The organism is Halobacillus sp. 12SKB (genome assembly GCF_052941655.1).
The window spans coordinates 3,938,655-3,952,782 of sequence record NZ_JBRFWR010000001.1; the positions used below are offsets into that span (position 1 = coordinate 3,938,655).

General features: G+C 44.7%; 15 protein-coding genes. 7 read left to right on the plus strand and 8 right to left on the minus strand.

Features of this window, described 5'->3' with window-relative positions:
- Positions 1 to 2: 2 nt before the first annotated feature.
- From nagB to ACQ4XT_RS19860, 5 genes are all read right to left on the minus strand, one after another.
- Positions 3 to 740 (minus strand): glucosamine-6-phosphate deaminase, encoded by a 738-nt coding sequence (gene nagB / locus ACQ4XT_RS19840; RefSeq protein WP_446855338.1) that lies wholly within the window; start codon positions 738 to 740, stop codon positions 3 to 5.
- Entirely contained in the window at positions 740 to 1,921 is a 1,182-nt protein-coding gene (gene nagA, locus ACQ4XT_RS19845; protein ID WP_446855340.1) for an N-acetylglucosamine-6-phosphate deacetylase, read from the minus strand. The genes nagB and nagA overlap by 1 nt, the downstream gene beginning before the upstream one ends.
- Positions 1,914 to 3,851 (minus strand): N-acetylglucosamine-specific PTS transporter subunit IIBC, encoded by a 1,938-nt coding sequence (gene nagE / locus ACQ4XT_RS19850; RefSeq protein ID WP_446855342.1) that lies wholly within the window; start codon positions 3,849 to 3,851, stop codon positions 1,914 to 1,916. The genes nagA and nagE overlap by 8 nt, the downstream gene beginning before the upstream one ends.
- An 859-nt stretch (positions 3,852 to 4,710) precedes the next feature.
- A complete protein-coding gene (asnB, locus tag ACQ4XT_RS19855; RefSeq protein ID WP_446855343.1) occupies positions 4,711 to 6,552 on the minus strand; it encodes an asparagine synthase (glutamine-hydrolyzing) in 1,842 nt (613 codons plus the stop codon).
- 905 nt (positions 6,553 to 7,457) lie between these two features.
- On the minus strand, positions 7,458 to 7,817 hold the full coding sequence (locus ACQ4XT_RS19860; RefSeq protein ID WP_446855344.1) for a YisL family protein: 360 nt from the start codon (positions 7,815 to 7,817) through the stop codon (positions 7,458 to 7,460).
- Positions 7,818 to 7,978: 161 nt separating this feature from the next.
- On the opposite strand from ACQ4XT_RS19860, the gene ACQ4XT_RS19865 reads away from it, so the two are divergent.
- Positions 7,979 to 9,175, plus strand: a complete 1,197-nt coding sequence (locus ACQ4XT_RS19865; RefSeq protein WP_446855346.1) for an ornithine--oxo-acid transaminase — start codon at positions 7,979 to 7,981, stop codon at positions 9,173 to 9,175.
- Positions 9,176 to 9,213: 38 nt separating this feature from the next.
- Here ACQ4XT_RS19865 and ACQ4XT_RS19870 read toward each other — a convergent pair whose 3' ends face one another.
- From ACQ4XT_RS19870 to ACQ4XT_RS19880, 3 genes are read right to left on the minus strand one after another with little or no spacing between them, the layout of a single operon-like run.
- A complete protein-coding gene (locus tag ACQ4XT_RS19870; RefSeq protein WP_446855348.1) occupies positions 9,214 to 9,717 on the minus strand; it encodes a GDYXXLXY domain-containing protein in 504 nt (167 codons plus the stop codon).
- Complete coding sequence (locus tag ACQ4XT_RS19875; RefSeq protein WP_446855349.1) at positions 9,714 to 10,913, minus strand: DUF2157 domain-containing protein; 1,200 nt, start codon at positions 10,911 to 10,913, stop codon at positions 9,714 to 9,716. The genes ACQ4XT_RS19870 and ACQ4XT_RS19875 overlap by 4 nt, the downstream gene beginning before the upstream one ends.
- 18 nt (positions 10,914 to 10,931) lie before the next feature.
- A complete protein-coding gene (locus ACQ4XT_RS19880; protein WP_446855351.1) occupies positions 10,932 to 12,122 on the minus strand; it encodes a DUF418 domain-containing protein in 1,191 nt (396 codons plus the stop codon).
- Between the two features lie 87 nt (positions 12,123 to 12,209).
- Between ACQ4XT_RS19880 and ACQ4XT_RS19885 the strand changes: the two genes are divergently transcribed.
- The 6 genes from ACQ4XT_RS19885 to ACQ4XT_RS19910 all read left to right on the plus strand — a co-directional run bounded on the left by ACQ4XT_RS19885 (position 12,210) and on the right by ACQ4XT_RS19910 (position 14,115).
- A complete protein-coding gene (locus ACQ4XT_RS19885; RefSeq protein ID WP_160911940.1) occupies positions 12,210 to 12,431 on the plus strand; it encodes a spore germination protein in 222 nt (73 codons plus the stop codon).
- Between the two features lie 11 nt (positions 12,432 to 12,442).
- On the plus strand, positions 12,443 to 12,670 hold the full coding sequence (locus ACQ4XT_RS19890; RefSeq protein ID WP_446855353.1) for a spore germination protein GerPB: 228 nt from the start codon (positions 12,443 to 12,445) through the stop codon (positions 12,668 to 12,670).
- Between the two features lie 44 nt (positions 12,671 to 12,714).
- Complete coding sequence (gene gerPC, locus ACQ4XT_RS19895) at positions 12,715 to 13,269, plus strand: spore germination protein GerPC (RefSeq protein ID WP_446855354.1); 555 nt, start codon at positions 12,715 to 12,717, stop codon at positions 13,267 to 13,269.
- Positions 13,266 to 13,469: a spore germination protein GerPD gene (locus ACQ4XT_RS19900; protein WP_446855355.1), complete on the plus strand. Its 204-nt coding sequence runs from the start codon at positions 13,266 to 13,268 to the stop codon at positions 13,467 to 13,469. Before gerPC ends, ACQ4XT_RS19900 begins: the two co-directional genes overlap by 4 nt.
- Positions 13,462 to 13,833: a spore germination protein GerPE gene (locus tag ACQ4XT_RS19905; protein WP_446855356.1), complete on the plus strand. Its 372-nt coding sequence runs from the start codon at positions 13,462 to 13,464 to the stop codon at positions 13,831 to 13,833. Before ACQ4XT_RS19900 ends, ACQ4XT_RS19905 begins: the two co-directional genes overlap by 8 nt.
- A gap of 63 nt (positions 13,834 to 13,896) precedes the next feature.
- Entirely contained in the window at positions 13,897 to 14,115 is a 219-nt protein-coding gene (locus ACQ4XT_RS19910) for a spore germination protein (RefSeq protein ID WP_160911930.1), read from the plus strand.
- The last annotated feature ends 13 nt before the right edge of the window (positions 14,116 to 14,128 follow it).

Genomic DNA, 14,128 nt, shown 5'->3' on the forward strand with positions numbered 1-14,128 from the left:
ATTCACCCTTTCCGTTGTACTTTCTTATACGCATCCTGATCCACGATTAAAGTAATGTCATCATGGCTTTTCAATGAAGAGGCAGGAAACTGCTCATCAAGCTCCCCCCGAATCAGTTGGAGGATGGCCTCTGCCTTTCGTTCTCCGGAAGCCAAAAGAATGATTTTTCTACTTTTCAATATGGAACGGATGCCCATCGTAATCGCTTTTGTCGGTACATCTTCCATAGATTCAAAGAAACGGGCATTGGCTTCCCGCGTTGAATCGGTCAGGTGCACAATATGGGTCTCACTATCAAACGAAGTGCCTGGTTCATTAAAGCCGATATGTCCATTCTCTCCAATTCCGAGTAGTTGAAGATCAGGTGGACCAATCTGGTCGATCACTTTTTCATAACGCCTGCACTCTTGTTCCAATTCCTCGGTTTTACCAAAAGGAATGTGAGTGTTTTCAAGATCGATATTGATCAATCGAAACAAGTGTTGGTCCATGAAATGTCGGTAGCTCTGAGGATGTTCAGGAGCCAGACCAACGTATTCATCTAAATTGATTGTACTTAATAGAGAATAATCTGCACGTCCCTCGTGATAGCCCTTGATCAACTCCTGGTAGGTACCAAGAGGCGTTCCACCTGTAGCTAATCCTAGCACAGAATCCGGATTTTCTGTGATTTGTTCTTCTATCATTCGGGAAGCTGTCTGACTCATTTCCTTATAATCCTTCGCAACGAGTACATTCATCACGCTCCCCCCTTCCCATCATAACTGATAACTCCGCGGCAGATCGTTGTCACTACACGACCCTCTTCATCTAAAAGGACCAGGTCTGCATCTTTCCCTTTCGCAATGCTTCCTTTTCGGTCATATAGCCCCAGCTCACGAGCTGCATTGGCGGAAGTCATTTTTACTAATTCAGTTAGATCTACTCCAGCAAGGGTGCGCATTTTTCTTGCCGCTTCTTCCAATGTTAATATACTGCCTGCAAGCGTGCCGTCAGAAAGGCGGGCTTCCCCATTATTCACCGTCACGTTCTGTCCCGCAAGGTCATAAGTGCCTGCAGGAAGGCACTTGGCCCTCATCGCATCTGTAATTAGTATCGTTCGATCACTCCCAAGGATCTGATAAGCTAATCGGACCGCTTCTGGATGAATGTGGATGTGATCGACAATCATCTCAACGAGAAGCTCCTGGTTCGTTAATGCTGCTCCAACCAAGCCCGGTTCCCGGTGGTGTAAACCACTCATTTGATTGTATAAATGTGTCACATGGCTCGCGCCTTTCTCAACCGCCTCATTCGCTTCGGCCAAAGTGGCCTCGCTATGTCCCAATGAACAGATGACATCTTGTTTCCTGACCTCTTCAATAAAGGAAAGAGCGCCCTCCAATTCAGGAGCCAAGGTTACGAGTTTGATTTGTTGTTGACTATCTTTCTGCCAATTTTCAAAAAGGGTGAGGCTAGGTTCGGTAATATGCTCCGCAGGCTGAGCCCCCGCTTTTGACGGTGAAATGAAGGGCCCTTCGAGATGAATGCCAAGAACTTCTGCTTGTCCATCTCTTTGCTGCTGTTCCATATACTTTCCTACATTTGTGACGGCTTGAGTAATTCTCTCTCTTGATTGTGTCATGGTTGTGGCAAGAAAACTCGTCGTTCCTTCCTTAGGTAACTGAGCGGCCACCCCGCGCAATGCTTCTTCAGTAGCGTCCATCACATCATGCCCATTCGCACCGTGGATGTGTACGTCAATGAATCCTGGAAGGAGCGTAAGGTTTCTGTCTTTCCCATCAATGACAAAAGCCCCATCTTTAACGACGATACCTTCCTGAATTTCTTCTATTTTCCCATCACTCACTGTCACAGAACCAGAAGGAATCGTCCCGCTTTCCGTTACAACGGTTACATTTAAAATGACCAGATCACTCATTTTCTTTGCCTCCTTCCTCTACTCTTATTACCCCTTTTTGTCCTTTTTCCAAGTATCCTTTTTTCAAAAGTTCCACGGTAGCCCCTTCTGCATTTGTGAAGATGAACGGTGTTACGATCGAAGGAGCATTCGCTTTGACAAATTCAAGATCCACACGCAGCAATGGCGTTCCTTGGTCCACTTTTTGCCCAGATTCAACAAGTGCTTCGAACCCATCTCCATTCAACTTAACCGTATCCAAACCTACGTGAATCAGCATTTCCAGTCCATTCTCGAGCTCAATCCCGATGGCATGTTTTGTCGGGAACACTTGAAGGACCTTCCCGTGCACAGGTGAATGGAAAGTATCACCAGACGGATCAATGGCAAAGCCTGGCCCCATCATCCCTTGGGCAAAAACCTCATCCGGGACTTCAGAGAGAGGAAGTACGTTCCCATTCAACGGCATTTGAAAATCTTCTTCTTTTACTTTTCTAGATGGAACCTTCTCTGATTCTTTTTCTACAGCTGGAAATTTTTCATCCAGTACACCTTGAGGAACGTGATACCCATGTTCCATTTGTTTTTTCATTGCATCCGCGACAAACTCGACAGAAGTACCTACAATCACTTGAAGATTCCTTTTTCCGAGTTTCATGACTCCACGTGCTCCTTGACGCTTCAACTCTTTTTCATTGACTTTCTCACTATCTCTCATTTCAAGGCGGAGACGAGTAGTGCAATAATCTAACGTTTCAATGTTTTCAGCACCACCTAACGCATGGAGATAGTGGGAAGCTTTCGCATCATAATCACTGGTTTCTGTTTCAGTGGATCCCTCTTCCACTTCTTCGTCTTCTCTCCCTGGTGTTTTCAAATCCAGTTTGATAATTAGGAAATAGAAAATCAGGAAGTAAATCGCTCCCATAAACAATCCAATTAAAATCAGAGTGAACGGATTCTGTGCGATGTTGTAGTTCAGTAAATAGTCAATTAATCCTGCTGAAAAACCAAAACCATGTCTAACGTCAAACACAAAAGCAAGGATCATCGACACACCAGTCAGCAAGGAGTGAACGACATATAAAAGTGGAGAAAGAAACATGAAAGAAAATTCAATTGGTTCGGTAACCCCCGTAATAAAGGATGTCAAACCAATGCTCAAAAACATTCCTCCGACCGCTGCTTTTCTCTCTTTTTTTGCCGCCGCATACATAGCTAGACAGGCAGCCGGCAATCCGAACATCATAACAGGGAAAAATCCAGCCAGGAAGTAACCAGCGGAAGGATCGCCATTTAGGAAACGGTTGATTTCCCCGCGCACAACTTCTCCAGCCTCTGTCGTAAATGTACCGAAATCAAACCAGATCAGGGCATTCATTACGTGGTGTAATCCAACCGGAATCAGAAGACGGTTCAGCACGCCATAGACACCAACTCCAAGTTCTCCCCCGTTTAAAATCCAGTTTGCCGTAGAATCAAGAACGGCTTGTGGATACACCCATACATATCCAAATACAAAGGAAAGCACGACCATAACTGCTGAGGTGATGATCGGAACGAAGCGTTTGCCTCCAAAGAAAGAAAGGAAGTCCGGGAATTTCACATCATTGTACTTGTTGTACAACATTCCGGCGATCACACCAGCAATTACGCCGGCAAAAACCCCCATATCCACGTCCTTATTTATAGCTTCTATTCCACCATCCAGGACCAAATAACCGATAGCACCCGCTAAAGCAGCTGCCCCATTCCCATCTTTCGCAAATCCCATCGCAATACCGATAGCAAAGATAAGGGCCAAATTCCCGAGAATCCCGTTACCAGCTGCCGTTATAAACGGAATATTCAACATATCTTCCATCCCTAATCGCACAAGCAAAGCCGCAGCCGGCAATGTAGCGATTGGGAACATTAATGATTTACCTATTCGTTGTAAAAAACTTAGCATTGTCGCTAACCTCCTTCAAATTGAAAACGTTTTACTGAAGTCATCTTACCACCATGATTTCTAGTTGTCTATACCAGTTAATAATGTTTGAATATTCTATATAAAAAACAAATAAGATATTATCCTTACCTACATTTTCTACACATTTCTATGATTTAACCTTATTAAAGAATATGGCAGGATTGTGGAAGACTTGATTTCGAGATGTTTGTGTGGGTTTAGGGGCTCCGGGAAAAGGTTCGCTTTCCGTGGGCGAGTGATGAGCCTCCTCGAGCTAACGCTCTGCGGGGTCTCATCTACCACGCACTTCCCACAGGAGTCTCACCGTTTCCCTCCGCCCCTTTACCATATGAGGTTATCGAAATCCCTCTTATAGTACCCTGCCTAAAACTCTTTTAAATCCTGCATAAACCGCGTTGACATAGGCTTCTCAACCATAAAAGCTCCTATTGCTGGAAGGTAGTTTCGAGAATTTCTTCCGGCAAGTGGGCGGAGGGGAATGGCGAGACTCCTAATATAAGTGTGCAGGCGCCTCGATCAGCGGCGTATGGACTGGACTGAGCTGGCGGAGATAAAGGAAACACGGAGAACGAAGTGATTCGATGTTGACTTATCGTACAGAAGCGAGGGAAGTCTCACTAGCCGCTAGGCGCCGGAACCGGATGTCTAGGAGGAAAAAAGTGCAGGGTGAGACCCCACAGGACGCAGTCCGAGGAGGCTCACCGCGCTCCCGCGGAAAGCGAGCTATTCCCCGCAGCCCCATCCACTCAATAAAAGTCTCGAAACTGAGTCTTCAACAAACGGGAGCAATTGTGGGATTGGAGGAATTGAAAAAACCGCCCTGGCTTGGGCGGTTTAGTTAGAATGTGACTTTGTAGGTTCTGAGCCAGTGGTCAATCTGGCAAAGGTGGGCAATTAACTGTGGACCTGTCATTAGCTGACCGAACCATGGTGTATCAATCGACTTCCCTTCCGAATCATTCAACTTCCGCACTTGATCACGATCAAAAATATCGAAAAGAGGTGCATTCGGATCGGCAAGTGTCTCTTCCATCCACGTACAAACAGCCTTCGTATAGTCAGGATGAAAGGTCTTCGGATACGGGTTCTTTTTCCGGAAGAGTACTTTATCCGGTAGAATTCCACGGAGAGCCTGTCGCAGAAGTCCTTTTTCCTGATCATTATGAAACTTCATGCTCCATGGTACATTCCATACATACTCAACAAGGCGGTGATCACTGAAAGGGACACGCACTTCAAGACTTGCCCCCATACTCATCCTGTCTTTCCGCTCCAGTAAAGTCTGCATAAACCAGTTCATATTCAAGTATGACATTTGCCTGTGCTTCTTACTATCTTCATCTTCACCTGCAAGCAGCGGTGTTTCTGCAACGGTTTCCTGGTATCGCTTCAACATATACCATTCAATATCAATATCCTCTTTCAAGTCTTGACGGACAAGAGTAACCCTCTCATTAAGGGAGCGGATCCATGGAAATCCGTTTCTCTCTTTATCTTCTTTCCGGTAAAACCAAGGATAGCCTCCAAAGATCTCATCCGCACATTCCCCGGATAAGGCGACGGTCACGTGATTTTTAATTTCCTCACAAAACCACAATAATGATGAGTCCACATCCGCCATACCCGGCAGATCGCGAAGTTCTACTGCCCGTTTCAAACGTGAAACAAGATCCTCGGTCCTTGCTTCCATCACAGAGTGTTTAGTTTGATTCTGTGCACTGACAAGATTGATGAACGCTTCATCACGGTCTGGTTGGAACGCATTCTTTTTGAAAAATTTCTCTTGATCTTTATAGTCAATCGAAAACGTTTGCAGCGCGCCTAACTGATCTTGTTTATATTTTTCAGCAGCCACAGCTGTTATGGCACTTGAATCGACGCCTCCTGATAAAAATGTTCCAAGTTTCACATCAGAAACGAGCTGGCGCTGAGACGCATCCATAAATAATTCGCGTACGCGCGCAACGGTCTCATCGAATGAATCTTCATGAGGAGCACTCTTTACGTTCCAATACCTATTGATCTTTAGTTTCCCATTTTCAAAGACAGCTCGGTGACCCGGGCGAATTTCATTGATTTCTTGGAAAATCCCCTCCCCGGGAGTTCTCGATGGTCCCAAAGATAAGAGTTCATGGAGACCATTGCTGTCCACAGCAGATGAGACATGAGGATGGGCTAATATTGCTTTCATTTCAGAGGCAAACATGACCCCGTCACCTCTGTCACTGTAAAAAAGCGGCTTGACCCCCAAGCGGTCACGAGCAAGAAAAAGGCGTTCACGTTTTTTCTCCCAGACACTGAACGCAAAGATGCCATTCATATAGTCGACACATGCCGTTCCCCATTCCATGTAACTGACGAGCACTACTTCAGTATCTGAATGGGATTGAAACGTCCAACCTTTTGCCTTTAGTTGGTCTCGAACATCGTCTGTATTGTAAAGCTCACCGTTATAGCATAAAATGTATTCTTCATCCTTAGCCTTGCGGATCATTGGTTGTTTACCTCCGGCAGGGTCTACAACTATTAAACGTTGGTGACCGAACGCAGCAGGGCCCTCTACCCATTTCTGGTAGTCATCAGGTCCGCGGTGCTGCAATGTGTTTGCCATTCGATCCAATATTGAAGCTTTTTCCTGTGTTTTATGTGATGCATCAATCCATCCGACAATTCCACACATCTAGCCTCACCATCCTTTTTCCATACGAAATGCGCAAGTCACGCTCCAGCGCTGGATTTTTACATAAAAAAACCATCATGACTCACTATATGATGGCAGTGTTTTTCTTATGAAACCCTCCTGCAGTATTAAAGTAAATGGCAGGTTTCTTGAAGACTCAGTTTCGAGACTTTTATTGAGTGGGTGAGGCTGCGGGGAATAGCTCGCTTTCCGCGGGAGCGCGGTGAGCCTCCTCGGACTGCGTCCTGTGGGGTCTCACCCTGCACTTTTTTCCCGCAGGAGTCTCCCCATTCCCCTCCGCCCCTTTGCTATATCAATGTCTCGAAACCACTACTTAAAAAATCACTTGTATGGTTATGAGAAGTGAATGATATAAACTCTACCCCATTGACGTTTAGCGAACACAAATGCTTGATACAACAAACTATATGCCCGCCTAGGGAGAAGAATTGGAACCTTACTTATGAATACAGGTGTTCTAATCAACCACTTCCCTCAATCATTCAAGCTGACCATTTTAGAAGTGGTTTCGAGACACTTATAAGGTAAAGGGGCGGAGGGAAACGGTGAGACTCCTATGGGACGTGTGGGACAGGTGAGACCCCGGAAGGCGGAGCCTGAGGAGGCTCACCGCCCGCCCCATGGAAAGCGAACCTTTTCCCGGAGCCCCTAGAACCACACAAACATCTCGAAACTGAGTCTTCAAGTATAGGGAGCTTTTATGGAAGAGAGAAAAAAGTTACAAAAATGTGTTGACATATAAAATGAGAATGATTATCATTGTAATTGATAATAGTTATCACCGTTATCCCCCCAAATAACGGACGAACATCAGACACAGATACAAAGCCCCCTTTTTTTCGATATTAAAAAGCTGCATGCGACGGTCGCATGCAGCTTTATTTTTATGCTGGCAGAATTCCAGCTGGTAAGAAGCCAAACCCGAGAATGATCGCGATGACCCCGGCGATGGCAAGCTGTGCCCACCAAATGCCTGTTGGTTTCTTCTTCTTGTATTTGACAGCAACCATTTCCATGGAAGCAATAGCCCAAAGACCGACAAGCAGTTTAATAATCACAAGCGGTCCGTATTCGGCGTAACTTGCAAACAGTGAACCACCGGAATAAAGAATGAGCAAATAAAAAAGACGAAGAATCATGTGAGAGATCTTTGCCGCTTTTTCACTGCCTTTACGGCTGAACATGGTTACAAGACCGACAAGTACGAATGCGATGACCCATGATGTAATATGTAAGTGCGCCATATTTTGTTATCCTCCTTTTCATATGAATCTACGGTTATGATACCATGACTGTTCTGCATATTCCTATTATTTTGATGCAGACTTCATTTTCGAAATTATAAGAAAATACAGAGCAAACCTGTTATAATTATGAAAGACTGAAATGAAAATGGAGGGATTGCATGTCTGTAATTAGTAGTCAAAACATTATTGATCAAACCCAGGAATATGGTGCGAAGAACTACCATCCACTTCCGATCGTCATTGCTAAAGCGGAAGGTGTATGGGTGGAGGATCCTGAGGGAAATCGTTATATGGATATGTTAAGCGCTTACTCTGCTGTCAATCAGGGACACCGACACCCGAAAATCATTCAGGCGTTGACCGATCAGGCGAACCGTGTAACTTTGACTTCACGTGCCTTTCACAACGACCAGCTCGGCCCTTGGTATGAGAAGATTTGTAAGCTTACGAATAAAGAGATGGCTCTTCCGATGAACACAGGAGCTGAGGCTGTCGAAACAGCTATCAAAGCTGCGCGACGTTGGGCTTATGATGTTAAAAAAGTGGATGAGGACAAAGCGGAAATCATCGCCTGTACCGGAAACTTCCACGGCCGGACGATGACAGCGGTTTCCCTTTCTTCTGAGAAAGAATACAAGCGCGGTTTTGGACCAATGCTTCCAGGCATTAAACTCGTCCCTTACGGAGATATCGATGCTCTCAAAGAGGCAATTACAGAAAATACAGCCGGCTTCATGCTTGAGCCGATTCAAGGGGAAGCAGGCATCGTCATGCCACCGGAAGGCTTTCTTAAAGAAGCCTATGACGTTTGTAAAGAGAACAATGTCTTGTTCATTGCTGATGAAATTCAGGCAGGTCTCGGACGTAGTGGTAAGATGTTCGCTTGCGATTGGGAAAATGTCAGTCCTGACATGCTCATTCTCGGTAAAGCTCTTGGAGGCGGCGTCTTCCCTATTTCCTGTGTGGTTGCAAACAGGGAAGTCCTTGGTGTCTTCAATCCAGGATCTCACGGTTCCACATTCGGTGGTAACCCACTTGGCTGCGCCGTTTCAGTTGCTTCCCTGGAAGTCATTGAAGAAGAAAAACTGGCGGAACGTTCTCTTGAACTTGGAAACTATATGATGCAGGAACTTAAATCGATCAACAACCCGAAAATTAAAGAGGTACGTGGAAAGGGGCTGTTTATCGGTGTCGAAATGACAGAACCCGCCCGCAAGTACTGTGAAGAATTAAAAGAGAAAGGTCTGCTCTGTAAAGAAACACATGAAAACGTGATACGCTTTGCTCCCCCTCTTGTGATTAAGCAGGATGACCTGGACTGGGCCATCAGCCAAATCAAATCAGTTTTAAGCTAAGTATGAAAAAACGGCAGCCTCAAAGGCTGCCTTTTTCGTTATTTAAGAGAAGCAATCTTCTTTTGTTTCCAGGGGGCAAGAACAATCTCTACCTCCCGCTCTTCCCTCTGCTCCCAAAATGTCCCTGTATTTTCTTCGATGTAATATCTTCCAAGACCAATATCCACTTGATATTGTTGGAGTGAAGGATCAGACCACTGATACTTAGAAGAAAGCACCACCTGATTGCTTTCTGTTTCTGGCCACAGGGTGGAGGCTTCTACAAGCTCATAGATTTCATCTTCATTTTCCTCAAGCAGCAAAAATATTTTTTCGCCTCGATTCAATGTTTCTTCGACCAACCATTTCTCTTCAGGAATTTGTTCAATCGTATAGTCCAGTGTTACATAATCCCCGTAAAAGGGATCCCGCGGGTCCACGGGGGCTGTCTTGAGTGTAATCGTCTGTCCCCAGAGATCCATCGCATAATAAGAGGCGGACATGAGAAGAAGAAACAAGAGTTGTAGAGTGACAAGCCCATAAAACCACCAGCGCTTCTTCATTTCTCATCCCCTCCTTTATGGATGGTGCGCCGTTTTTTCTCGAGGAAGTAACTGAGCACAAACAATAAAACGCCGCCGATCAAGAAGAACAACGAACGATTCATGAAATCCCAGGCGAGTTGAAAGTAAGCGATAAAAGTAGTCAGAAGAAAAGCGACCGTTCCTTTGTTGACCCATCTGGACACTTCCTGCTGATAACCTGAGACCAGCCACAGAAGGGAATAAAGAAACAGGATGAGGAGCGACAGCATATCTCCTGATTCAAAACGAAAGACTGGGACAAACAATAACAAGTCAATCCAGTAGTAGTTGGTCGAACTCATAGCAGACCTTACCACAGAGAAGAAAAACAAAATGGCCCAGGCCAGGAAGAAGTAAAGCGATGATTCCGTCAGTTCCCCGACATATTCGTTTCCGAGGAAAAAAACCTGCAAAACCAACATGGTGAAAACGGATAGAATGCTCAGCGTCTTAAATACACGTACATTTCCTTTTTCGAGTAGGAAATCCTCAACCACATACAGCAGTAAGAAAAACGCAATCAACCAATAGTAGGGCATTCCTTCACTAAAGACGAGAATGACAGCGTGAAGCATATAACTGGCTCCAAATGCAGCTAATTGAGTGACTTTCCTTGAGCTCAAGACGAACCATCCCAACCCAAGAATGAATAAAAGGCCAAGCCATATGTGAAAATGCTGAAAAACAATTCCGCTGTAAATCTGTCCCACCGTCATAATTACAAGTGTGGCATAAAAAAATGAATCGTCTTTAAAAATGAGAAACAACCCAAAGGCCACAAGCGACCATAAGAAAAATGGAAAAGCACTAAAGGACGTGTAGTGATACATTTGACCGACTAAGAAAATACTGGAACCAAAGATCATAAGAGCAATCAGAATGAGGCTGATGCCGACACGTTTGGATTTTTTTCTGTACACCCAGTCTCCACACAAATAAAAGGCCGTAAGTGAAGTGAGAAGGATCACCATTCTCCCAATATCCGTCAAATACGACCAGTTTGATGCGACGAAAGTCAAAAACGCAAGACCTATAAAAAGAGCTGCAAAAGTGAGCAGAATGGGTTTGTTTTGTTTTTTAGGGTAGCGTTCCAGCAATTGCTCACGTTGGACTTCACTGATAATCGCATCGTCTACCCATTTCTTGCTTTCTTTCACGAGGTGATCACGATTCAAGACATCTGCCCCCTTATCTTATGAAGCCGCCTCACTCTTTCGTTTCAGTGGCTGCTTCTTCCCGTACGTTAATGTCCGCCATAACCATTCAAGCGGACCATAACGGAACTTTTTCAACCAAGCCTTGCTTATAAAGACTTGACCCGTAAATATAACCAAAACGATAATCAAGCTTCCGATCGGCGGGACCTCACCATACCATCCAAAACCGACGGAATAAAAAAGGATAAAACTGATCAGCGACTGCAAGATGTAATTCGATAAAGACATCCGGCCGACCCATGTTAAAGGATGAACGATACGGGCACCAATTGATGTCTGGAACAATAGAGTAATAGATGAGACATAAAAAACAGCTGAAGCTGAACCGCCGATACTATCCTGGGCCAGTTGAAACCATTCCGGACTTCCGAATAGATGGGGCCCTGCTTTGAAAATGAGGAACAATATACCCGTCAGCACCCATATATTTTTAATGGATCGCAAATGGTCATTTGGTTTATGAAGCCATCGCTTTCGGCAAAAATACATCCCGAATAAAAACATCGGAATTAAACTTAAAGCGAGAAATGGAAGGTTTCCCCAATGGTTGGCATATACCCAATCCGCTAAGTTTTGACGCCAGATATCAACGAGTGATCCGGTTCCATAGTTCCCCAGAGCTTCTTGAATCGCCGGCCGGTTGACAATGCCCTGCACCTGATCCCTGACCATGTACAGCGAAAAAGTCAGTGGAATAACAAGGAAGGAAAGCATTCCGAACGCCCAGTACAGCAACGCTTTTTCATTAACATTGAAAAAGGCCAACAAAACAAGTCCCAGGACTCCATAAGAAAGCAGAATATCTCCATGCCAGATCAGGAAAGCATGAATGAGACCGAACCCTGTGAGTACAAGGAGACGCCTGAAAATCACACGCTGGTATGAAATTTGTTTTTCAACGAGACGATCCTTCATCATTTGGATGCCAAAGCCGAACATGAAGGAAAACAGCGTATAGAAACTGGCTTGAAAAAAAATATCAATAAAATTCTGCACGGTATGACTAAGAGGCGAAGGCCAATATTCCGCTGCCCCTCCATACAAAAAATATGGAGCATTAAACGCAGGTACATTGACCATGAAGATTCCGAGAATCGCAAGCCCCCTGGCCGCATCGACCCATTCGAGCCGTTCCGATTCGCGGAGAGGTGAACCTTTCCTTTTCATATGTATTCCCCCTATGATAGTTATTTTACTTTTCTTACGTCATTTAGACAATGAAGTTTCATAAACTGAAGAAAGGAGTTTTTCGTTATGCCAGCAAAAGTCGGAGCCGTTAAGGTCATTTCTCTGTCGTCTTCAAGTATTTTTAACATCGGTGACGTCTACAATATGGCCCCGGAAGCGACAGCAAAGACTTTTGCCGGTGGAGGTTCCTTCAATACAGGTGATGGCATCCGAATCAACATCAACCGATCGGATACGTTCATTAATGATTCCGAGTTTATTGATCAACCTATTGTAAATAATGCGTAGGAGGTGTGTCTATGAATCTTACTGTTCATCAATCCATCTACATCCACGTCCTAAGAATTGGCTCGGTAGCTAACTCTTCTGTTCTTCAAATCGGAAGCTCCGGGGTCATCCAATCAAAAGCGGATTTGTATAACACAGGCGGCTATACAGGACCTGCGCCCAAAGCCCAGCCCCAAGACGGAGAGGTCGTCATCCCAGAAGCAGGAGGCGGCACGCTTGTTCCACTTTCCATAACATAGATGTCCCCCTTTCTTCATAAAGATAGGATAGGGGGTGAGCGCACTTGAACCAATATTATTCTTGGCAATCGTGGATCCAGCAAATGATGAACCAGATGGAACAGCAGCAGAAAATGATTGAACAATTACAGAAAAAAATAGAGCAGATCCAATCCATCGAACACCCACCAAAGACAGTCATAGAAAAGATTGAATATAAATTTGATCAGCTGAAAATCGAGACGCTCGAAGGAACCCTGCAAATCGGGCTGACCCCTAATGGATCCGATCTCTCTGAAATTGGAGACTTATATAGCAATCAAGGAAAACAATTGCCACAAACGGATGATCAGGCGCTTCACTTTTTACAGGAATATATGGTGTCCGAAATACCGGTCTGGATGAATCAGTACTGCCGTGATCATGATATACAAGTCAGTGAGAAGCATAAAGAAAGAATGATCGAAGACGTCCGTAAACAGCTACCACAGCGCATGGAATATTACCGTAATCAAGAGCCAGAAGCTCCACCTGAAACGCTCTTCCATCAAATACAAACAGAAATCCAACATTCCATTGCGCAATACTTCGATACACTTCAAGGAGATGATGACCGTTGAATCATGTTGTACACAACTATGGCCTGCACGTAGGGAACATCCGCGTGACAGGCGTTTCTGGTTCATCCGTCTTTTTAATTGGAGATAATAAAACCATCCGCCTGCAATCTTTCTTTGACACCCCTCCTGAATCTTTGATTATAGGTCCTTTTGAAAATGTTGAAGAAGATTCTATTGTGGAGATGGAACCGAATGATTAAGAGAATGGTTTACACTCAGCACGTAGACATTACGTCTGTGCTTATTGCCTCCATAGTCGATATCGGTGACGTTTACCGTGCAGCCCCATCTTCAAAAGTCTTGGCTGTACAAAAAGAGGGTTTAGAGTTCAAGGCTGACATATACGATTTTGAGGACTTCCCCATCTTCTCACAGGAGAGTTCGCCTCCGTTACCACCGATTCAAGTTGATTCTTTTCATTACCATAATCGCCCGATTGAAGTCGATTACGTAAGAGTCGTCGGGGTCTCAACAGCTGCTGTATTTCAAATTGGAGGCATCGATCATATAGACGCCATCAATTACACGAAACACTTCAGATTGTTGCGTGAAGAAGAACAATAACGGCTTAACGTGCATACGTTGTAACTATAATGCTTGAATCGCACCAAAAAGGAGGCGATTGCGATGCCGGCTATTGTCGGACCCATCAGTATTAACAGCGTCGGTGGTGGTGTAGTTAACTTTGGAGATTCGTTCTATCTGTCCCCGAAATCTACAGGCAAAACGAATGCCGGATCGGGAGCTCTGAACACCGGAAACTGGATTATTACAAACAATGGACTCAGCTCTACAAACCCATTTGACCCAGACGTTGCCGATCAAAATATTACAGCAAATGCTTAGAGGTTAATGAAGT